Source organism: Streptomyces sp. NPDC015346 (genome assembly GCF_043078785.1).
In the GTDB taxonomy this organism is placed as follows: Bacteria; Actinomycetota; Actinomycetes; order Streptomycetales; family Streptomycetaceae; genus Streptomyces.
Genome location: NZ_JBIBTW010000002.1, coordinates 372,041 through 393,757 on the forward strand (window position 1 = coordinate 372,041; position 21,717 = coordinate 393,757).

Annotated in this window: 17 protein-coding genes; 4 read left to right on the forward strand and 13 right to left on the reverse strand. The window is 70.8% G+C overall.

What is annotated here, in order from left to right; genetic code table 11:
* Position 1 precedes the first annotated feature (1 nt).
* From ACF06X_RS07645 to ACF06X_RS07685, 9 genes are all read right to left on the reverse strand, one after another.
* Entirely contained in the window at positions 2–772 is a 771-nt protein-coding gene (locus ACF06X_RS07645) for an MlaE family ABC transporter permease (protein WP_392286299.1), read from the reverse strand.
* Positions 769–1,701 (reverse strand): ABC transporter ATP-binding protein, encoded by a 933-nt coding sequence (locus ACF06X_RS07650; RefSeq protein ID WP_392286300.1) that lies wholly within the window; start codon positions 1,699–1,701, stop codon positions 769–771. The genes ACF06X_RS07645 and ACF06X_RS07650 overlap by 4 nt, the downstream gene beginning before the upstream one ends.
* 99 nt (positions 1,702–1,800) lie before the next feature.
* Positions 1,801–2,880, reverse strand: a complete 1,080-nt coding sequence (locus ACF06X_RS07655) for an RNA polymerase sigma factor (RefSeq protein WP_392286301.1) — start codon at positions 2,878–2,880, stop codon at positions 1,801–1,803.
* A gap of 60 nt (positions 2,881–2,940) precedes the next feature.
* A complete protein-coding gene (locus ACF06X_RS07660) occupies positions 2,941–4,014 on the reverse strand; it encodes a lytic transglycosylase domain-containing protein (RefSeq protein WP_392286302.1) in 1,074 nt (357 codons plus the stop codon).
* A gap of 250 nt (positions 4,015–4,264) precedes the next feature.
* On the reverse strand, positions 4,265–4,834 hold the full coding sequence (locus tag ACF06X_RS07665) for a HutD family protein (protein ID WP_392286303.1): 570 nt from the start codon (positions 4,832–4,834) through the stop codon (positions 4,265–4,267).
* Positions 4,835–4,877: 43 nt separating this feature from the next.
* Positions 4,878–6,296, reverse strand: coding sequence for a Re/Si-specific NAD(P)(+) transhydrogenase subunit beta (gene pntB, locus ACF06X_RS07670; RefSeq protein ID WP_392286304.1), 1,419 nt, complete (start codon positions 6,294–6,296; stop codon positions 4,878–4,880).
* A gap of 1 nt (position 6,297) precedes the next feature.
* Positions 6,298–7,824: a Re/Si-specific NAD(P)(+) transhydrogenase subunit alpha gene (locus ACF06X_RS07675; protein WP_392286305.1), complete on the reverse strand. Its 1,527-nt coding sequence runs from the start codon at positions 7,822–7,824 to the stop codon at positions 6,298–6,300.
* 208 nt (positions 7,825–8,032) lie between these two features.
* Entirely contained in the window at positions 8,033–9,541 is a 1,509-nt protein-coding gene (locus ACF06X_RS07680) for a DUF4246 domain-containing protein (protein WP_392286306.1), read from the reverse strand.
* A 45-nt stretch (positions 9,542–9,586) separates the two neighbouring features.
* The gene (locus tag ACF06X_RS07685) at positions 9,587–10,516 is read right to left on the reverse strand and encodes an ROK family protein (protein WP_392286307.1); all 930 of its coding nucleotides are present in this window, start codon (positions 10,514–10,516) and stop codon (positions 9,587–9,589) included.
* A gap of 159 nt (positions 10,517–10,675) precedes the next feature.
* Here ACF06X_RS07685 and ACF06X_RS07690 point away from each other — a divergent pair, with 159 nt between their 5' ends.
* On the forward strand, positions 10,676–11,461 hold the full coding sequence (locus ACF06X_RS07690) for a DeoR/GlpR family DNA-binding transcription regulator (protein WP_392286308.1): 786 nt from the start codon (positions 10,676–10,678) through the stop codon (positions 11,459–11,461).
* A gap of 29 nt (positions 11,462–11,490) precedes the next feature.
* Here ACF06X_RS07690 and ACF06X_RS07695 read toward each other — a convergent pair whose 3' ends face one another.
* The 3 genes from ACF06X_RS07695 to ACF06X_RS07705 are packed head-to-tail and all read right to left on the reverse strand — an operon-like array spanning position 11,491 to position 14,497.
* On the reverse strand, positions 11,491–12,330 hold the full coding sequence (locus ACF06X_RS07695) for a carbohydrate ABC transporter permease (RefSeq protein ID WP_392286309.1): 840 nt from the start codon (positions 12,328–12,330) through the stop codon (positions 11,491–11,493).
* The gene (locus ACF06X_RS07700) at positions 12,327–13,205 is read right to left on the reverse strand and encodes a carbohydrate ABC transporter permease (RefSeq protein WP_392286310.1); all 879 of its coding nucleotides are present in this window, start codon (positions 13,203–13,205) and stop codon (positions 12,327–12,329) included. The genes ACF06X_RS07695 and ACF06X_RS07700 overlap by 4 nt, the downstream gene beginning before the upstream one ends.
* A 35-nt stretch (positions 13,206–13,240) precedes the next feature.
* Positions 13,241–14,497, reverse strand: a complete 1,257-nt coding sequence (locus ACF06X_RS07705) for an extracellular solute-binding protein (protein WP_392286311.1) — start codon at positions 14,495–14,497, stop codon at positions 13,241–13,243.
* A gap of 343 nt (positions 14,498–14,840) precedes the next feature.
* Here ACF06X_RS07705 and ACF06X_RS07710 point away from each other — a divergent pair, with 343 nt between their 5' ends.
* Entirely contained in the window at positions 14,841–17,948 is a 3,108-nt protein-coding gene (locus tag ACF06X_RS07710; protein WP_392286312.1) for a TIM-barrel domain-containing protein, read from the forward strand.
* A gap of 166 nt (positions 17,949–18,114) precedes the next feature.
* Positions 18,115–18,627: an ATP-binding protein gene (locus ACF06X_RS07715; RefSeq protein WP_392286313.1), complete on the forward strand. Its 513-nt coding sequence runs from the start codon at positions 18,115–18,117 to the stop codon at positions 18,625–18,627.
* 10 nt (positions 18,628–18,637) lie between these two features.
* On the opposite strand, the gene ACF06X_RS07720 is transcribed toward ACF06X_RS07715, so the two are convergent.
* Positions 18,638–19,270 (reverse strand): TetR/AcrR family transcriptional regulator, encoded by a 633-nt coding sequence (locus ACF06X_RS07720; RefSeq protein WP_392286314.1) that lies wholly within the window; start codon positions 19,268–19,270, stop codon positions 18,638–18,640.
* A 220-nt stretch (positions 19,271–19,490) separates the two neighbouring features.
* Between ACF06X_RS07720 and ACF06X_RS07725 the strand changes: the two genes are divergently transcribed.
* Entirely contained in the window at positions 19,491–21,710 is a 2,220-nt protein-coding gene (locus tag ACF06X_RS07725) for a SpoIIE family protein phosphatase (RefSeq protein ID WP_392286315.1), read from the forward strand.
* The last annotated feature ends 7 nt before the right edge of the window (positions 21,711–21,717 follow it).

The following is a 21,717-nucleotide window of genomic DNA, read 5'->3' on the forward strand; positions in this document are numbered from 1 at the left end:
CTCAGCCTCTCTGCGGGACGATTTGGAAGTACACCGCGGTCAGCACGAAGTTGGTCACGAAGAGCAACATGAACGTGATGACCACGGACTGGTTCACGGCGTCGCCGACGCCCTTCGGCCCGCCCTTGGCGGTCAGCCCCTTGTACGAGGCGACGATCGCGGCGATGGCGCCGAAGACGAGCGCCTTCAGCTCGGCCGCCCAGAGGTCGGAGAGCTGGGCGAGGGTGGTGAAGGAGGCCAGGTAGGCGCCGGGGGTGCCGTTCTGCAGGACGACGTTGAAGAAGTAGCCTCCGGCCACGCCGACCACGGAGACGAGGCCGTTGAGCAGGACCGCCACGAGCATGGTGGCGAGCACGCGGGGGACGACGAGGCGGTGGATGGGGTCGATGCCGAGGACCTGCATGGCGTCGATCTCCTCCCGGATCTTGCGCGCCCCGAGGTCCGCGCAGATCGCGGTGCCGCCGGCCCCGGCGATGAGCAGGGCCGTGACGATGGGCGACGCCTCGCGCAGGACGGCGAGCACGGAGGCGGCGCCGGAGAAGGACTGAGCGCCGAGCTGGCGGGTCAGGCTGCCGATCTGGAGGGCGATGACGGCGCCGAAGGGGATGGAGACCAGGGCGGTGGGCAGGATGGTGACGCTCGCGATGAACCAGGCCTGCTGGATGAACTCCCGCACCTGGAAAGGGCGTCGGGGAAGGGTCCGCAGGACGTCCAGGGCCATGGCGAAGAGGCTGCCGGAGTGGCGCAGGGCGCTGGTCGGGGAGAGGCTCACGCGTCCGCCACCTGCCTTTTGCGGAGGACCGCCTCGCGGTCGGCGATCGCCTGCCAGCGGGGCGGCCGGGTGACTCCGGTGCTGGGCAGCAGCCTCGGAGTCATCGCCGGGCGGAGGTCGTCCCCGCTGTCGAGGCCCGCGAGCTCCTGCTCGACCTGGGCGGCGTCCTTCTCCTCGGCCATGCCGATCGGCCCCTCCATCCGGCCGTTGAGAAACTGCCGTACAACCGGCTCGTCGCTGGTGAGCAGCTGCTCGCGCGGGCCGAACATCACCAGCTCGCGGCGGAAGAGCAGGCCGATGTTGTCGGGGACCTGGCGGGCCGAGGCGATGTCGTGGGTGACGATCAGGAAGGTGGCGTCGATCTGCGCGTTCAGGTCGACGATCAGCTGGTTGAGATAGGCGACGCGCACCGGGTCGAGACCGGAGTCCGGCTCGTCGAACAGGATGATCTCCGGGTCCAGGACCAGTGCCCGCGCCAGGCCCGCCCGCTTGCGCATGCCGCCGGATATCTCGCCCGGCAGCTTCTCCTCCGCGCCGATCAGACCGACCATGTCCATCTTCTCCAGGACGATCCGTCTGACCTCGCTCTCCGGCTTGCGGGTGTGCTCGCGGAGCGGAAAGGCGATGTTGTCGTAGAGGTTCATGGAGCCGAACAGGGCGCCGTCCTGGAACAGCACGCCGAAGAGCTTGCGCACCTCGTACAGGTCGTGCTCGCGGAGCTTGGTGATGTCCTGTCCGGCGATCCGGATCGATCCGCGTTCCGGCTTGAGCAGGCCCACGAGCGTCTTCAGGAACACCGACTTCCCGGTGCCCGAGGGCCCGAGCATGACCGACACCTCGCCGGCGGGCAGCGTCAGCGAGACGTCCTGCCAGATGACCTGGTGTCCGAAGGATTTGGTCAACCCTTCCACGCAGATCTCGACACCCATCCGGTTCACCCTTCAGCGGGGAGCAGCTCGTACGTCTGCTCTACGGCGAGGGGCGCCGGGTCCGTCGCGGGAGAACGAAGTTTTTTTACGTGGCCGACATCAGGGGTGCACGGGGAGGTGCGGCAGGTCCGCCGGCAGCGGGGGCGGCGACGCGGGCGGTACGGCGGGGGTGGCCGGAGGGGCGGGCAGCCGGGAGGGCAGCGGGCCGGGCACCTCCGGCAGGGGGACCCCCGGCACGTCCGGCACGGCCGCGGGGGCCTGCGTGGGCACGGCTATCCGCACCGGTACGAGCGTCGGCACCGGCACCGGCGGGAGGACGGTGGGTGAGGCCTTCGCGTCCGGCCGCGGGGAAGACGCGGGAGAAGCGGAGGAAGGCGAGGAAGGCGAGGAAGGCGAGGGGGGAACGGAGGAGGGCGAGGGCGCGGGGGACGGTGCCACGAACCCCGCCTTCTCCTCCCCCACCGCCTCCGACGTGCCCGGGCGGCCGGGCCGCGGCGCGTCCCGGTCGTAGGCGAAGGGGGCGAGCAGGCCCACCACGGCCAGGGCCGCCGCCGCCGACGTCGCGGCGAGGGCCTGGACGGGGACGCCCGCGTGGCCGGCGTGCCCGGCCTGATCCCGCCCGCGCCCGATCAGCCACAGGGCGAGCGCGAGGGTGCCGGCCAGCGAGTTGCGCAGGGTGCGCCGGGCCCTGGCCAGCAGGGACTCGACCGCCCTGCTGCTCAGGCCCATCTCCCGGGCGATCTGTTCGACGTCCCGGTCCTCCGACTTCAGCCGGAGCGCCTCGGCCTGCCGGGCGGGCAGTTCCCTGCTGCGGTACGCCACCCAGCTCGCCTCCGCCCGGTCGCACACGATCTCCTCGACGGGGACCGGGCCGGGGGCCATGAGCTTCGGCGTGCTGCCCACCTCGGCCTCCCGGCGGACCTGCCGGTGCCGGTCGACGCAGAGACGCATGGTCACGGTCGTCAGCCACGCGCCGAGCCGCGCCTCGTCCAGGTGGGCGTTCTGCGCGCCGCGCAGCATGGCCTCCTGGACGGCGTCCTCGGCGTCCTCCGCGCTCATGGACCTGCGGCGGGCCACCTTGAGCAACTGCTCCCGATGGCTCCACATGCGCTGCCACCGCAGGTGAGCCGCGCGGTCCCCCGGTCCGGTCGAGTGGGCAGGGTGCATGTCCGTCGTCATGGCCGGGGAGGTTACCGCCGAGTATCGGCTGTTGTGGAGGGGGTGACGCGGGAGTGAGGCCTAAACGTTGCCCGGGAGGCCGTCCGGCTCCGTCGGCACGCCGCCGGTGGGCAGCCCCACGTCGGGCACGGTGACCCGGGACGGAAGGGGCTTCGGCGCCGAGGGGGAGGGCTTCGGCGTCGGGGACGACGAGGCCGGGGGTTCGGGTTCCGCCGGTCGCGAGGGCGAGCGCGTGGGCGACGGCGCGGCCGAGGAGGGCGAGGGCGACGGTGACGGCGCGCCGGTACGCGGGCCCGTACGCGCACCTGTACTCGTACCGCTGCCCGTACCCGTGCCGGAATCCGTACCGGAGCCGGTGCCGCCCGCGTCCGGAACCACCTGGTGGCCGCCCCGGTAGTAGCCGTACCAGGCGAGGACGACCCGCAGGTACGCCCGGGACCGGTTGTAGGAGAGGATCGCGCGGTCGAGGTCCCCGGGCACGGAGAGGTCGCGGCCGCCCGCGCAGAGGTAGCGCGCCGCCGCGAGCGCCGCGTCGTGGACGTTGTGGGGGTCGGCCCGGCCGTCGCCGTTGCCGTCGGCGCCCCACCGGGCCCAGGTCGAGGGGATGAACTGCATGGGCCCGACGGCGTGGTCGTAGGCCGGGTCGCCGTCGTAGGCGCCGCCGTCGGTGTCCCGGATCAGGGCGAAGCCACGGCCGTTCAGCTGCGGACCGATGATGGGCGCGTACGTGGTGCCCTCCGCGTCCACCCGGCCGCCCCGCGCCTGGCCCGACTCCACCTGTCCGACGGCGGCGAGCAGTTGCCAGCGCAGGGCACAGCCCGGGGCGCTCCGCGCGAGCGCCGCCTCGGCCCGCCGGTAGGCGGCCAGGACGGTGGCGGGCAGCGCCCCGCGCTCGGTGACGAAGCCGGAGCCCGCACCGGAGCGCGCGCCGGGCACGGCGGGCGCCGACGACGGGAACGGCACCGGGTTGTGCACCCGGAGCGGGGGCAGCTCGCTGAAGTAGTACGTGTCCCCCGGAGTCTCCGCGTCCGATGCCGAGCCGGCCGGGGGCGCGACGGCCCGCGCCGCGAGCCCGGGCGCCTGTGACCCGGTCAGCGCCGCCATGGCCGCCGCGGCGACCGCCGTGACCCCCACCCGTCTGCGTACTCGTCCGGAAATCCGCCGCGCCATATCCCGGTCCCCTCCCCATCGCTCGGCTTCTGCCGTCTGCTCTACGGGGTGAGGGGCCGCGTCCGTCGCACGCGTGACCGGAATTCTTCCGGGGCGCCTCCGGGCTGTCGCGACCGGGGGAAGCCCGCCGCGGGAGCGGGGCCTCCGGGGCGTCTCTCATGGCCGGCGCGGACGTGTGCGCGCCTTGCCGCCGCCGGGCGGCGGCAAGGCGTACTCACCGCACGGGCGTGATGTCCGCCCACAGGGCGACGGCGCCGGGCGAGAGCGGTGTGACCGCCCGGCCGGGCGCGACGTCGTTCCCGTCCCACCACAGGCCCTGCCCCACGGTCAGGGGGCGCGCTTCGGCATCCGTCCGCCAGTGGCCGCGCAGCACGTGGAACACCCCGGCATGGCCGGTGGGCACCACGACGGGACCGGTGGCCCGGTCCACCCGAGCGGCCCGACGGCCGCGGCGCACCATGATGTTCAGCACCCGGCAGCGGCCCCCGTCCGGCAGTTCGGCGGTCAACTCCAGGTCACCGGAGAACACGAGCGGCTCCCCCGCGCGCGCCGTCCGGTCGAACGTCCCGGGGGCCGTCAGCCGCACGCCGTCGCCCGACAGGAGAGTGAGCGTCCGGTCGACACCGGGAAAGGCCGAGAACGGCCCGTCCCGGTCGATGTCGGCCACGCTCGCCCGCCACTGGAACTCCTCGGCGCCCGCCGGCCAGGAAACGATCTCCCGCGTGGAGCCTCCGCCGTTGCGCCACCGGCCCGCCGTCAGGGTCTCGACATCGAAGGGGTGCATGCGGGCTCCCGAGCTGCGTGCGGCGGTACGGGTGCGGATCGGTTCAGAGGGCGCCGACGATGTCCTCCACCCGGGCCTTCGCGTCGCCGAAGAGCATCGCGGTGTTCTCACGGAAGAACAGCGGGTTCTGCACGCCCGCGTATCCGGAAGCCATCGAGCGCTTGAACACGATGACCTTGCCGGCCTCCCAGACGTTGAGCACCGGCATGCCGGCGAGGGGGCTGCTGGGGTCCTCCGCTCCGGCCGGGTTGACGGTGTCGTTGGCGCCGATCACGAGGACGACGTCGGTCTTGGCGAAGTCGTCGTTGATCTCGTCCATTTCGAGCACGATGTCGTACGGCACCTTCGCCTCGGCGAGGAGCACGTTCATGTGGCCGGGCAGCCGGCCGGCGACGGGGTGGATGCCGAACCGTACGTCGACGCCCTTCGCGCGCAGTTTCGAGGTGAGTTCCGCGACCGGGTACTGCGCCTGGGCGACGGCCATGCCGTACCCGGGCGTGATGACCACGGACCGGGCGGAGCCCAGGAGTTCGGCGGCGCTCTGGGCGGTGGTCTCCTGGTGCTCGCCGTAGTCCACGTCCGAGCCCGACGGCGCCTCGATGCCGAAGCCGCCGGCGATCACGGAGAGGAACGAGCGGTTCATCGCCTTGCACATGATGTAGGAGAGGTAGGCACCCGAGGAGCCGACGAGCGCACCGGTGATGATCAGCAGATCGTTGCCGAGCAGGAAGCCGGAGGCCGCCGCCGCCCAGCCGGAGTAGCTGTTGAGCATCGAGACGACGACCGGCATGTCGCCGCCGCCGATCGAGGCCACCAGGTGCCAGCCGAGGGCCAGCGCCAGGACCGTCACGGTGATCAGCAGCCACAGCTCCGGTGTGATCACGAACCACGCCGTGAGGGCGAGGAACAGGACCAGCGAGCCGAGGTTCAGGGCGTTCTTGCCCGGCAGCACCAGCGGCTTGGAGTCGATCTTCGCGGCGAGCTTCAGGTACGCCACGATGGAGCCGGTGAAGGTCACCGCGCCGATGAACAGGCCGATGAACACCTCGGCGTGGTGAATGCCCAGCGTGCCGAGCGCGTCCAGGGCCTTGGCCTCGTGGCCGTCCGGGTCGTGCTCGACGTTCAGGTAGCCGTTCCAGCTGACGAGCACGGCGGCCAGACCGACGAAGGAGTGCAGCAGCGCGATCAGTTCCGGCATCCCGGTCATCTCGACGCCGCGGGCCCGCTGGATGCCGATCAGCGCGCCGATCAGCATCGCGACGGCCATCAGGCCGAGGCCGGCGCCGCTGACGTCGCCGGCCAGCGCGAGCACGACGGTCGCGACGAGCGCGACGCCCATGCCGAGCATGCCGAACGCGTTGCCGAGCCGTGCCGACTCGTGCTTGGAGAGTCCTGCCAGCGCGAGGATGAACAGCAGCGCGGCAACAAGGTAGGCCGCCTGTGCGGCGAGGGTCGCAGACATGTCAGCTCCGGTTGAACATGGCGAGCATGCGACGCGTCACCGCGAAGCCGCCGAAGATGTTGATACTGGCCAGAAGGATCGCGACGAACGAGAGCGCCGTGACCGCCGTGCTCGTGTGGCCGATCTGCAGGAGCGCGCCGACGACGATGATCCCGGAGATCGCGTTCGTCACCGACATCAGCGGCGTGTGCAGCGCGTGGTGCACGTGCCCGATCACGTAGTAGCCGATCACGATCGCGAGCACGAAGACCGTCACGTGAGGGAGCAGCGCCGCGGGGGCGAACGCGGCGGTGAGGAACAGCGCCAGCGCGCCGAGGGCCACGCCGCCGAACTTCTGCCCCGCCGTCATCGGCGCCTTCTTCGGCGCCGGCTCCTTCGCGGCCGCCGCGGGCGCGGCGGCCGGGGCCGCGGAGACCTGGACCGGCGGGGGCGGCCACGCCGACTCGCCCTCGCGTACGACGGTGATCGAGCGCTGCACCGGGTCCTCCCAGTCGAGGACCAGGCGGCCGTCCTTGCCGGGCGTCATCAGCTTCAGCAGGTTCACCAGGTTCGTGCCGTACAGCTGCGAGGCCTGGGCCGGCAGCCGGCCCGCCAGATCGGTGTAGCCGATGATCGTCACGCCGTTGTCCGTGACGGTCTTCTCGCCCTTCACGGTGCCCTCGACGTTGCCGCCGTTGGCGGCCGCCATGTCGACGATCACCGAACCCGGCTTCATGGTCGCCACCATCTCCGCGGTGATCAGCGTCGGCGCGGGACGGCCCGGGATCAGCGCGGTGGTGATGACGATGTCGACCTCGCGGCACTGCGCGGCGTAGAGCTCGACCTCGCGCGCCTTGTAGTCGTCGCCCATCTCCTTGGCGTAGCCGGTCTTGGAGACCTCCACCTCGGGGGACTCGATCGACAGGTACTCGCCGCCCAGCGAGCGGACCTGGTCGGCCACCTCCGGTCGCGGGTCGGTCGCCCGTACGATCGCACCGAGCGAGCCGGACGCGCCGATCGCCGCCAGACCCGCCACGCCCGCGCCCGCGACGAGCACCTTCGCCGGCGGAACCTTGCCCGCCGCGGTCACCTGGCCGGTGAAGAAACGCCCGAACTCGTGCGCGGCCTCGATGACGGCCCGGTAGCCGGCGATGTTCGCCATGGACGACAGCACGTCCATCGACTGCGCCCGGCTGATGCGCGGCACGGCGTCCATCGAAAGGGCCGTGAAGGGACGCCGGCCCAGCTCCTCGACCATCGCCGGGTCGAAGGCCGGCGCGAACAGGGCGATCACCGTCGCCTCCGGTCGTACCCGGTCCAGCTGCGACGGGGTCGGGGCGTTGACCCCCAGCACCACGTCCGCGGCCGCCGCGTCACCGACGCTCGCGCCGGCGGCCTCGTAGGCACTGTCGGTGAATCCGGCCGCGACCCCCGCGCCGGGGGCGACGACCACGTCGTACCCCAGTCTGCGGATCTGCTCGATCGTGGCCGGCGTGGCCGCGACGCGACTCTCACCTGCCCGCGCTTCCTTGAGGACTCCGACAATCACGGGTGTTCTCCGTTCGCTGCTCTGGCCGCACAAGGCGTGTTCTCGACTCGATCAGAGGTGCGCTTCGGTGATGATCCGGAGCACGCCGCTCAGCTTGACCGGCAAGTGCTCACCTTGAACAGCACCCACCGGTGAGGTACACGCAACACTCGACAAGGCCCACGTCCCATGCTTCACGTGCGTCGGCGCGCCCGGCGCCGCCCTGGGCTCAGTGCTCGCAGAGGGAGAATTCGCGTTCGTAGAGCTGCTCGTTGTGTTCGTCGACGAAGAACTTGCGCTCCCGCATGAGTTCTTCGCGGTACTTCTCAGCCTGTTCGAGCGTCATGGTCGAGGTGTCGGACCATGGCTGCTGCGGGGGCACATCGGATGTCGAGACGATCCTTTCCGACGGGTCGACCAGGAAGAACGCGAGGATCTTGCGATGTCCCGGGCGGGTGGGGTCCGTGAGGCGGAATGAGCCGACGCGGTGCTGCAGGATGTTCGGGAAGGCCAGACAGCGGCCCGCCGGCGTCGATGTCGATCCCAGCGTCTGGTTCAGTGCGTCTTCGTTCTCCAGGCCGTAGACCTCACGCAGACCGTTGTCGTCGTTCTGTTCGTAGTCGGGGTCGTCGAGTGCCGTCCGGAAGCTCAGCCGGCTTTCGGTGATGTTCTCGCTGTCCCAGTAGTAGATGCCGGTCGAGACGATCCGCTCGTTCACCATGCCCTCGACATGCCAGGAACCGCCGGGGTACTCGGGCTTGTCCGGGGTGAGATGAATGGTGGCGAGCTTGACGATGATCTGGAGGCGGCGCCCGCGCAGGTCGACGCGGGCGGATTCGTCGGGCAACGCGGGCGGGGTGAATTCCGGGGCGTCCGGGACGACCGGGCGGCGGTTTTCCCACCAGTCGTCCTGGGCCGCTCCCCATGCCCGGACGGCTTCCGCATAGGCCGCGTCATCGCTGTAGGAGGATTTGTCCGGATACTCGGGCTCCGAGTCGTACCAGCCGTAAGGATCCGCCTCGATCCGAAGGGGCCGGGGATGGCGCAGGTCGGTGAGCACGTTCTCAAAGAGCGGGCGGAAGCGCGCGAACAGGTCCGGCAGGACGGCGGCCAGTTCACGATGGGTCTCGGGGTGGACGTTGTTGACGTAGGAACGGAAGGCGACATCGCCGTCGTCACTGACGTCGACGTCCGTGGGCAGCCACTGGAATCTCTCCGAGAATTCGTACGTCGAGTAGCGGTCCGTCGGGTTCTGCCACGCCCGCTCGGGCGCGCCGCTCACCCCTCTCACCAGGCAGAACAGCGAGGGATGGACCAGATCCAGCACCTGGCCGTCGGATCCGGGATGCCAGTCCTTCTCGGCTTCGGGGATCTGTTCCAGCACCCGAACCGCCTCGCGCAGCCGGGCTCTGAGCGTGTCGTCGACCAGCGTGTCCGACTGCCATACCCCGTCGACGGCGGACACCTCGACGCCGGTTCGCCCGTCCCGCAGCGCGGCGTAATGCACGAGTTCGGCGAGCACGTACCGAACCTGCGCTTCGGTCAGGCCCTGGGCGACCGCTTCTCGCGTCCACCTGGCGACGACGCCGGCATCGTTCATCTTCTCGAACCACCCCGGCTTCGCCCGGATGTGTGCGCTGCACCGCATCATCTGAAGTTCCCGCAGTGTGCGGGGTGTCGCGAACGACAGGGAACGGGAAGCGTGAAAGGGCAGCGGGAAAGCGGACAGGCCGGTCACTTCTCTTGGTCCCCCCAGTCGGTGTGCGGTGGCGGGAACGATACGTCAGCGGACTGACACGAGGTCATGCGCGAGGAGCGCCGCTCCCATGCATCCCGCCCGCTCCCCGAGCCGGGCCTCGGTGACGTGCGGGACGGCCTGGAAGGTCAGACGCCGGGCGAGGGCGTCGCGCACGGGCGCCAGGTAGGCCTCGCCCGCGCGGGCGAGGCCGCCGCCGAGGACGATGCGCTCGGGGTCGTACAGCGTGACCGCGACGGCCAGGGCGTCGGCGAGCGCCTCGATCGCTTCGGTCCAGATCCCGGCGGCGACCTCGTCGCCCGTGTCGGCGCGACGCTGGACATCGCGGGCTGTGATGCCGTGCCAGCCGGTGGCTCGGGCGTAACGGCGGGCGACGGCCGCGGCTGACGCCACGGTCTCCAGGCAACCGCGCCCTCCGCAGCGACAGCGGGCGCCGCCGGGCCGGACGACGACGTGCCCGAGCTCGCCGGCCCGGCCGTGCGCGCCGGCGAGCGGGCGGCCGCGGCTGAAGGCGGCGGCGGCGATGCCGGTGCCGACGGGGACGAAGAGGAAGTCGGCGCAGCCCCGGGCCGCGCCGAGGCGCGCCTCGGCCAGTCCGCCGGCCCGGACGTCGTGACCGAACGCGACGGGCAGGTCCAGGTGTTCGGCGAGCCAGTCCTGGACGGGCACGCCGCGCCAGCCGAGGTTCGCCGCGCGGACGGCGAGTCCGGATTCCTCGTCGACGATGCCGGGGACGACGATCCCGGCCGCGTGCGCGTCGGGGCAGCGTTCCAGGAGTGTCGAAGCGCAGGTCAGGACGGTCTCCAGGACCGCTTCGGGGCCGCGGTCGGCGTGCGTGTACCAGCGGTCGGCGCGCTCGAGGGTGGTGGCGCCGTCGGTGAGGGTGCCGCCCTTGATGAAGGTGCCGCCGACGTCCAGGGCGATAACCGTCCGTGCGGCCGTCCTCGCGGTGCTCATGGCGCTCCCAGTGCTCTTGTTTCGTCGTCGATGTGATTGAAGGTGATCTATTTATGGTTGCTTTGCTCAATTCCGAGCAAGCGTGTGCACGATTGATCATCCGGGAGCAGACACGGGATACCCTCGGCTCCTGGATGTCGCGAGACGAGGAGAACGGTGATGGGCACGCACGAGCGGTGGACGCGGCTGCTCGACGCTCTGGGCGAGCGCGGCAGCATCGAGGTCGGTGAGGCCTCCGAACTGCTGGACGTCTCCCCCGCCACCGTCCGCCGCGACCTCGAGGAGCTGGCCCGTCAGCAGCTGTTGACCCGCACCCGCGGCGGCGCCGTGCTCAGTGGCGTCTCCTACGACCTGCCGCTGCGCTACAAGACCGCGCGCAAGGCCGACGAGAAGCAGCGCATCGCCCGTGCCGCCGCCGCGCTCATCCCGCCCGGCGCCGTCGTCGGACTCAACGGCGGCACCACGACGTCCGAGGTCGCCCGCGAGCTGGCGACCCGGGCCGACCTGGCCGAGCATGGCGGGTCCATCGCCCTGACGATCGTCACCAACGCCGTGAACATCGCCAACGAGCTTGCGGTCCGCCCGTACGTGAAGACCGTGGTGACCGGCGGGGTCGCCCGCCCCCAGTCGTACGAACTGACCGGCCCGCTGGCGACGGCGGTGCTCCAGGGTCTCTCGCTCGACTACGCCATCCTCGGCGTCAACGCCGTCGACCCGCGCTTCGGCGCCGCCACCCACGACGAGGGCGAGGCCAGCGCCAACCGCGCCATGGCCGAGCGGGCGGAGAAGGTGATCGTGGTCGCCGACTCCACCAAGCTCGGTCAGCGCGCGTTCGCCCGGGTCTGCACGATCGCCGAGATCGACACCCTGGTCACCGACCACGACGCCCCCGACGAGCTGGTCGAGCAGCTCACGACCCGGGGCGTCGACGTCCACTGCGTATAGGACGCGGAGCCGGACGCCGGCGTACAGGGTCACTTGACCGAACCGGCCGTCAGTCCGGACACCACATGGCGCTCGATGACCGCGAACAGCACGATCACCGGCACGATGGCCACCAGCGACGCGGCGAACACCTGGTTCCACTGCACGCTGTAGGCACCGATCATGTTGTTGATACCGACGGTGAGGGGCTGCCGCTCGGGTGAGGTGGTCAGCGTCAGGCCCATGATGAACTCGTTCCACGCCGCGATGAAGGTGAAGATCACGGCGGTGACGATGCCGGGCATGGCGAGCGGCAGGGTCACGCGGAACAGCGCGCGCACCCGGCCGCAGCCGTCCATCATCGCGGCCTCCTCCAGCTCGACGGGGATCGAGCCGATGTACGCGCTGATGATCCAGACCGCGAAGGCGAGGTTGAAAGCCGCGTTGGCCACCATCAGGACGGTCGTCGTGTCCAGCATGCCGAGCGCGTGGAACTCCCGGTAGAGGCCCACCTGCAGGGCGGTCGGCTGGAACATCTGCGTGACCAGGACGAGGAGCAGGAAGGCGCCGCGTCCGCGGAAGCGGACGCGTGCCGTGCAGTACGCGGCGGGCAGCGCCACGAGGAGTACGAGCAGCGTCGAACCGGCCGCGATCAGCAGGGAGTTGGACAGGTTCTGGCCGAGTGTGGTCTCGCTCCAGACGCGGATGAACGTGGACCAGTCGAAGCGGGAGGGCAGATAGCCGTTGTCGCGCAGCTCGTCGGCGGGGCGCCCGGCCGTGATCACCATCTGGACGTACGGCAGCAGGAAGAGCGCGGCCAGCGCCCAGGCCGTGACGGTGAGCAGCACGGTCTTCGTACGGGGGCGCGGGCGCGGGGTCGCGGTGCTCATCGGTCCGCCTCCTTCCAGCCGCTGACCTTGAGGAAGACCAGGACCATGGCGATGACGGCGGCGAAGTTGACCACCGAGAGCGCGGCCGACTCGGCCACGTCGTGACTGCGCAGCATGTACATGAACACCGTGGTGGTGGCGGTGTCGGCGTTGGGGCCGCCCTGGGTCATGCCCCAGATGACGGGGAACGAGTTGAAGACGTTGATCAGGTTGATCACCAGGGCGACGAGGAACGCCGGCCGCAGCAGGGGGAGCGTGATCCGGCCGTACGTCTGGAGGCGGGAGGCGCCGTCGACGCGGGCCGCCTCGTACACCTCGGCGGGCACGGTCTGGAGCCCGGCGAGCAGCGTGTACGTGGTGAACGGGAGGGACACGAAGACGGCGACGGCGATCAGCCATGGCTTCGCGTGCGCGGCGTCGCCGGTCCACGCCTCGGCCGAGTCGATCAGGCCGAGGTCGAGGAGGAGCCGGTTGAGGACTCCGGCGACCTGGTCGAGCATCCAGCGGAAGCCGATGGCGGTCATCAGGACCGAGGCCGCCCAGGGCGCGATGAGCGCCCAGCGGGTGATCCGGCGGCCGGGGAAGCGCTGGTTGAACAGCTGGGCCAGGGCGAGCGAGATCAGCATCGTCAGTGCGACGACCGCGACGGTCCACACGGCGGTCCAGGTCAGGACGTCGGGGAGCCGGGGGTCGGCGAACAGCTTGCGGTACTTGTCGAGTCCGGCCGGGCCCAGGTCCACGCCGGAGGTGTCGATCCTCCGCAGCGAGGTGCGGACCATCTCGACGACCGGCCAGACGACCACGGCCAGGATGAGCAGGACGGAGGGCGCGATCCAGGGCAGGGCGCCCAGGCGCCGGAACCAGGTGGTGGACACGTGCGTTCTCGTTTCGGACGTACGGCCGCGGCCCGTCACCGCCCCGCCTGCTCGGCCGCCTTCTGGAGGGTGTCGAGGCTCTTCTGCGGGTCGTCGAGGGCGCTGCCGATCTGGGTCTTGATCTGGGCGGAGACGCCCGGCCAGGTCGGGTCGCTGAGCGGGTAGAAGGTCGCGGTCGGCAGGATCTCGAGGAAGGGCGCCAGGTCCTTTGTCGCCGGGTCGGTCGCGAGCGCCGTGCGGGCGGACTGGGTCACGGGCAGCAGGTTGTAGGTCTTGGCGAACCTGACCGTGTTCTCCGTGGCGTAGACGAAGTCGAGGAAGGCCTTGATCTCCTTCTTGTGGCCGCCCTTCTTGAAGGCCATGACCCAGTCGGCCACGCCGAGGGTGCTGGGGCTCTTCTCCTCGGCTCCCGGCATCTCGGTCCATGTGACGTCCATGCCCTTGAGCTCCGTGAGCTGGCCGGGGAAGCCGTTGAGCATGCCGACCTTGCCGGAGGCGAAGTTCTTGGTGAGGTCGGTGCGGTTGACGGCGGCCGGGCTCTTCTCCGTGAGGCCCGCGTCGACCCACTTCTTGAGCTGGGTGAACGTCTCCACGTTGGCGAGGGAGTTGATCGCGTACGCGCCGCTGGAGTTCTGGTAGCCGCCGCCGTTGCCCATCATCCAGATGAACGCCTCGGCCTGCGCCTCCTCCTTGCCGAGGGGCACGCCGAGGGGCACCTCGACGCCGGCCCTCTTGAGCGCGGTCGCGGCGGCGGTGACCTCGCTCCAGGTCCGCGGCGGCTTCTTCGGGTCCAGGCCGGCCTTCCGGAACAGCTCGTTGTTGATCAGGAACATCCGGGCACTGGAGACGAACGGGATGCCGTACGCGGTGCCGTCCTGGCGGCCGGCATCGGCCATGGCGAGGATGAGGTCGCCCTCGGTGGCGACCGACAGCACCTCCGGAGCGGGGTACAGCAAGCCGCTCTTGGCGAAGTCCGCGTAGCCGCCGGTCTGGAGGACGTCCGGCTGGTTCCCGTTCTGGACCATGGTCTTGACCTGGGCGTCGATGTCGTTCCAGTTGATCACCTGGAGGTCGACCCTGATCTTCGGGTTCTTCTTCTCGAACGCCTTGATCAGGTCCTGCCAGTAGGCCTGGCCGGGGTTGTCGCCGTTGGAGCCGTAGTCCGCCGCGACGAACTTGATCGTGGTGACCCCGTCCGCGCCGGTCGAGGCGCCGGATCCGCCGCCGCAGGCCGTGAGCACGAGTGCGCCGACGATTCCGGCGGTGGACAGGGCGAAAAGACGTCGCTTCATGGCAACTACCGCCTGATTCACGAAGAGAGAGATTGACGCGCGAAACTGAGCAAGTCGGCGCGTAACGCTCAACTTAGAGCATCGAATGCGCCTCGTGTCACCTGAGAACCCCGCTCAGTTATGCACTTGTGACCGCCAAGCCGCAGCCGATGCCTCATGCGCACTTCTGATTCTTTTTGATTGGAAGACGTCCGAACCACGCACTTGACGTCATTCAAAGGCGACTGCTGTCATGTCGCGCACCACTCTCGGCAGTGTCGGCGAGCGAAAGGCGACAGCGATGCGAGCACGGTCTTCCATACGAATCAGGGGCAGAGGGCGGCGACCGGTCGTCCTCTGCCTGGTGGCGGCCCTGGTCGCGGCCGTCTTCTCCGTCGCCGGTCCGGTCTCGCCGGCCGCGGCGGCGACCGCCGGTGATGCCACGGGGGTCAGCCAGACCGGCAACACCTTCACGATCAGCACCTCGACGGCGGCGAAGGCCCGGATCACGGTCGCCCGACAGGACATCTTCCGGATCTGGCTGTCGCCGAACGGCGGCTTCACCGACGACCCGGCGGGCAACGCCCTCGCGATCGACACCGACTTCGGCGCCGTGACGGCGACCGTCGCGGACGCCGGCACGTACTACCGCATCACCACCCCGGCCCTGAACATCCGGGTCAACAAGTCCCCGCTGCGCTTCTCGGTCTACCGCGCCGACAACTCCACCCTGGTGTGGGCGGAGACCCAGCCGCTCTCCTGGACGGGCACGCAGGCCAGTCAGTACCTGGCCCAAGGTACGGACGAGCAGTTCTACGGCACCGGCCTCCGACTCGGCGAGTGGGCGCTGCGCGGCAAGACCGTACCCATCTCCGGCAGCAACAAGTGGCTGGAGAACCACAACGCGAGCCCGGCGCCGTTCTTCATGTCGACCAACAACTACGGCGTCATGCGGAACACCTGGGCCCCGGGCACGTACAGCTTCGGCGCGCCGGGCACGTTCACGCACAACGAGAACCGGTTCGACGCCTGGTACTTCGTGGGCGACTCCCTCAAGGGGGTCCTCGACGCGTACACCGACGTGAGCGGCAAGCCGTTCCTGGCGCCGATGTGGGGCTTCGAGCTCGGCAACGCCGACTGCTGGAACGCCTCGAACCCCGACTACACCGGCGACCACAACCGCCTCCGTCACCAGACCACGAAGGATGTCCTGGGGTACGCGACGGACGCCCGCGCCGCCGACATGCCGTCGGGCTGGTTCCTGCCCAACGACGGCTACGGCTGCGGGTACACGGACCTGAAGACCGTCGTCGACGGGCTGCGGGCCAAGGGCTTCCAGACCGGTCTGTGGACCTCCACCGGCCTGGCGGACATCGACACCGAGGTGGGGGTCGCGGGCAGCCGTGGCGTCAAGACGGACGTCGCCTGGATCGGTCCCGGTGGCAAGTTCGCCTTCGACGGCGTGCAGCAGGCCGTGGACGGCATCGAGAAGAACTCCGACGCCCGCCGGTATGTGTGGACGGTCGACGGCTGGGCCGGCACGCAGCGCAACGCCATCGTCTGGACCGGTGACACGCCGGGCAACTGGGACGCCATGCGCTGGCACGTCCCGGCGATCACGGGGGCGGGCCTGTCGGGGTTCAACTACGCCGCCGGCGACGTCGACGGCATCTTCCAGGGCAGCCCCAAGACGTACGTCCGCGACCTCCAGTGGAAGGCGATGACGCCCGTCTTCATGACGATGTCCGGCTGGGGAGCGACCAACCCGGAGCCGGGATACCAGGACAAGCAGCCCTGGCGCTTCCCGGACCCGTACCTCTCCATCAACCGCAAGTACCTCAAGCTGAAGATGCGGCTGATGCCGTACTTCTACTCCATGAGCCGCGTGGCGACCGAGACCGGTACGCCGACGCTGCGGGCCATGGTCCTCGAGTACCCGAACGACCCGGTCGCGCGCGGCAACCAGACGAGCGGTCAGTTCATGTCCGGCGACTCGCTTCTCGTGGCCCCCGTGGTCACGGACACCACGAAGCGTGACGGCATCTACCTGCCCGCCGGCACCTGGACCGACTACTGGAGCGGCAAGACGTACCGCGGTCCGGGCTGGCTGAACGGCTACGACGCCCCGCTCGACCGGTTGCCGATGTTCGTGAAGGGGGGCGGAATCGTGCCGATGTGGCCGCAGATGAACTACACCGGCGAGAAGCCGGTCTCCACGCTCACCTACGACGTGTACCCGCGCGGCTCGTCCACCTTCACGCTGTACGAGGACGACGGGCGCACCCGCCAGTACCAGACCGGCGCGTACGCCAAGCAGAAGGTCGACGTCACCGCCCCCACCTCCGGCACCGGCGACGTCCGCATCGCCGTCGGCGCGAGCAACGGCGCGTACAACGGCAAGCCCGCGTCGCGGGGTTACGAGTTCACCGTGCACGCGGCCGGCGCGCCGACCGGCGTCACCGTCGACGGTACGGCCCTGCCGGCGCTGACGTCGAAAGCCGCGTACGACTCGGCCACGACCGGCTGGTTCTTCGACCCGGCCGACCGCTCCGGCGCCCTGTGGGTCAAGACGGGCTCGAAGTCCGGGGCCTTCACGGTGACCGCGTCCGGTGTGACGCTGCTCCCGGCCGCCGAGGTCCCCGCGTCCGGTTCCCCGCTCTCCAAGGCCGCCTGGAAGATCGCGTACACCGACAGCCAGGAGACGTCGGCCGAGAACGGGGCCGCCGCCCACGCCATCGACGGCGACCCGGCCACCAAGTGGCACACCGCCTACTCCGGCGGCACCGCCGCGCAGCTTCCCCATGAGGTCCAGATCGACCTCGGAGCTCGCTACGACGTGGACAGCCTGTCGTACCTGCCGCGGCAGGACGGTGGAAGCAACGGCCACATCGGGTCGTACGAGGTGTACGTCTCCGATACCACGGCGAGCTGGGGCAGCCCGGTCGCGACCGGGCTGTGGGCCGACACCGCCACGGAGAAGAAGACGACCTTCGCGCCGAAGACAGGCCGCTATCTGCGGCTGAAGGCCCTCACGGAGGCCGGCGACAGCGGCCCGTGGACCAGCGCGGCCGAGATCTCGGCCACCGGCCGGGCCACACCCCCGCCGGTGAACGCGACGCTGGTGAACGGAGCGTCCGGTACGTGCGTGGACCTGCCGTACAGCGCGACGGCACCCGGGACGGAACCGGCGCTCTACACCTGCCACGGTGGCGCGAACCAGCGCTGGACCTTCACCACCGCCGGGACCCTGACCGGCAAGGACGGTGTCTGCCTCGACGGCTCCGGCGGCACCGTCACCGTCCAGGCGTGCGACGGCTCGGCCGGCCAGAAGTGGCAGCTCGGAGCACAGGCGGCGATCACCAGCGGCGGACGCTGTCTGAGCCCGGTCGGGGCAGGCACGGCGAACGGCACGAAGCTGGCCCTCGCCACGTGCTCGGGCACGGCGGCCCAGCGATGGACGCCCACGGCCTGACGGCTGTCACCTGAGGAGGGGAACCGCGCCCCCGACCGGCATCTCGGTCGGGGGCGCACCCATATCCACCAAAACCTAGACACCCAAAGTTTTCGGTTTTACGGTGGTACGACCGGCTGGCTTCCAGCCACCACCGCGCCCCGCCCCCAGGCGCAGAGGAGCCCCCATGTTCACCCCCACGCAGAACACCTCCCCCGACCACTCCCTCGACCACTCCCCCGGCCTCGTCGCGCGCCGGCCCGGCCTACGCCTTCGGGACGAACGACGAGCCCTGTGCGTGATGCCCGCGACCCTCGCGGCGGTCCCGCTGCTGCGCCACTTCGTCCAGGAGACGGCCCGCCCGTGGGAGCTCGGTGACGAGACGGACGACGCGCTCGGCGTCGTCGCGACCGAGCTCGTCGCCAACGTCGTCCGGCACAGCGGCAGCCAGGACGTGGCCGTGCTCCTGACCGTGACCGGCCGCACGGTCACCCTCCACGTCCAGGACACCGGCAGGTGGCGCCCCCGGCGCCCCCGTCTCTCGGGTGACGACGCCGCCGCGTGCTGCGGCCGCGGCCTGCAGCTCGTACGCGCGTACGCCCTGGAATGCGCGATCGTGCGCACGGCACGCGGCACGCGGGTGTCCGTGACCCTCGCCGCCGACGCGGCGATCGAGCGGAGACCGCCGGTCCCGGACTAGGGGTCCCGGACTAGGGGGTGTCCGCAGGCCCCGGCTGCCGCTCCCGCTGCTTGTCCAGCACGTCCAGGAGCACGTCCCGCAACCGGCCGATGTCCCCGGCCATGTCGATCGACGGCTCCAGCAGCCACTGGAGCTGCAACCCATCCGTCGCGGCCAGCAGGATCCGGCCCGCCCACTCGGCATCGGCGTCCGCCACCGGCCCCGCGGGGCCGAGCCCCGGCGGCGGACCCGCGGCCAGCAGTGCCGCGATCTGAAGCCTCAGGCCACGGTAACGCTCCGTGAAGAACGCGTGCCCCGGGTGGTCGGGGTCGGCCGAGGCGGCGGCGATGTCCAGGAACAGCTTGACCAGTCCCGGCGTGGCGGCGTTCTGGGCCAGCAGCTCCGTCCGCCAGAGGACCGTCTCGGGAGAGTACGTTTCGGACGCGGCCGTGTCGCGGGCCTCGATCACCGCCGTGAGCAGCGCCTCACGGCTCCCGAAGTGGTGCAGGACGCCGGCGTCGGTCATGCCCACCCGCTGCGCGATGTCCCGGACGGACACGCCCCGGCTGCCGGCCTCGGCGTAGGCGGCCAGGGCGGCGTCGAGGATCTCCTGACGCTTGGCGGCGGTCTTGGCGTACGGGCCCCGGGTGCGTCGTGTGGTCACCCGAGCACTGTAGCCAGGGCCCGGAGGAAAACCTCGCACGCCTACCTTTTGACCGGTGGGCGATCTCAGTTCTCCGGAGCCGCGCCCCGCCGCGCGTTGCGCCGGCTTCCGTTGACCAGGTCGTTGAGACGGTCAATGGTCCAGATGATCCGTCAAGGCCCCCTCGCCGACGGAAGCGCCCGAACAGGCAGGCGACCGGGTCCTTGGATACGTTTCAGTCATGGAGAAGGACGTCTCCGCGTTCCTCGGCCGCCTGGCGCGGGAACTGAGGCCACGCTCGAACGAGTGGGCCGACATCCTCATGGAGCGCATGCGCGTCGAGCTTCCGGAACTGTGGCACCACATGGATCTCGGCCCGCTCGCGTTGCGGGAGACGGCCGACCACGCCACGGCCTTCCTCGACGCCCTGGAGCACCATCGCGACGTGACGCGGGCCGAGGTGCCGGCCGCCGCCCTGAAACTCGCCCGCCGGTTCGCCGAGGAAGGCGTACCGATCAGCGAGCTGCTCCGCGCCTACCGGCTCGGGCACGTCAGCCTCCTCCAGTGGCTGCAGGAGGAGGCCACCCGGCTCACCGACGACCAGCGGCTGGTCAACGCCGCGACCCTCCGGCTGATCGCGACGGGCTTCGAGTACGTCGACCGCAGTTCGGAGCGGGTGGTCACCGCCTACCAGGAGGTACGCGACCGGCGGATGCAGCGCAGGCTCATCCTGACCAACGAGGCGAGCAGGCGGATCGGGACCACCCTCGACACCACCCGTACCGCTCAGGAGCTGGCAGAGGTCGGCGTCGACCACTTCGCCGACCTCGTCACCGTCGACCTCCTGGACTCCGTCCTTCGCGACGGCGATCCCCAGCCGCCCACGGACGCACCCGTGCTGCGGCGCATCACCCAGCGTTCCGCCCTGGACGACTCCCCGGACTCCCCGGTCGGCACCGGTCGGTCGCACACCTACCCGGCGGACTCGGCTCCGGCGAAGGCACTGGCCACGGGTCGGCCCATGCTGCTACGGGTCACGGCGCCGGACGCCCCCGTTCCACCGACACCACCCGGCCCACCCGGCCCACCCGACCTGCCTGTTCCACCGACACCACCCGGCCCACCCGGCTCGCCCCGCTCGCCCCGCTCGCCCCGCTCGCCCGGCTTCGGCATCCACTCGGTCCTGCTGCTGCCCCTGCACGCGCGAGGGGCCACCCTGGGCCTGGCCCAGTTCGCCCGCGACCGCACCGCCGCGCCGTTCGACGACGACGATCTGCTGCTGGCCCAGGAGATCGCGGCCCGGGCGGCGGTGTACATCGACAACGCCCGCCGGTACACCCACGAACACGCCACCGCACTCACCCTCCAGCGCAGCCTGCTCCCGCAGGGCCCGGTGGAACAGTCCGCCGTCGAGACCGCCGCCCGCTACCTTCCCAGCGGGTCCCGGGCGGGCGTGGGCGGTGACTGGTACGACGTGATCCCGCTGTCCGGCGCCCGTGTCGCCCTCGTCGTGGGTGATGTCGTGGGCCGCGGCATGTACGCCGCCGCGACCATGGGCCGACTGCGCACCGCCGTTCGCGCCTTCGCCGACATCGACCTGATGCCCGACGAACTGCTCACCCATCTCGACGACGTGGTCATCCGCCTCCAGAGGGAGGAGGCCGGCGAGGACGTCGAGATCAGCGCCACCTGCCTGTACGCGGTCTACGACCCCGCCACCCGCCTCTGCTCCCTCGCCAGCGCCGGGCACGTACCGCCGGCCGTGGCGACTCCTTCGCCCGCTTCCGGGGCGGTCGGCTTCCCGGAGCTGCCGATCGGTCCGCCGCTGGGACTGGGCGGACTTCCGTTCGAGACGGTTCAGTGGGAACTGCCGGAGGGCAGTCTGCTCGCCCTCCACACCGACGGTCTCGTCCAGGGCCGCGCGCGTGACGTGGGCGCCTCGCTGACGCTGGTGAGCGACGTCCTCGCCCAGGCGTCACAGTCCGCGCTGCCACCGGACGAGATCTGCGACCGGCTGCTGACCACCCTGCTCCCGGGACGCCCCGCCGACGACGTGGCGCTCCTGGTCGCACGCACCCGGGCGCTGGACCCCGGCCACGTCGCCACGCTGCGGCTCCCCTCCGACCCGGCAGCCGTCTCCGGCGCCCGCCGCTTCACGACCGAGACCCTGACCGCCTGGGGCCTGGACGAACTCTCCTTCGCCACGGAGCTGATGGTCAGCGAACTGGCGACGAACGCGATCCGCTACGGCAAGCCTCCCGTCCACCTGCGGCTCATCGTCGACTCCACCTTGACCTGCGAAGTCTTCGACACCAACAGCACCTCCCCCCACCTGCGCCGCGCCCGGACCTTCGACGAGGGCGGACGCGGCCTGCTGCTGGTCGCCCAGCTCGCCGAGCGCTGGGGCACGCGGCACAGCCGCGAGGGCAAGGTCATCTGGGCGGAGCAGGCGCTCTCGTAGCCGCGCC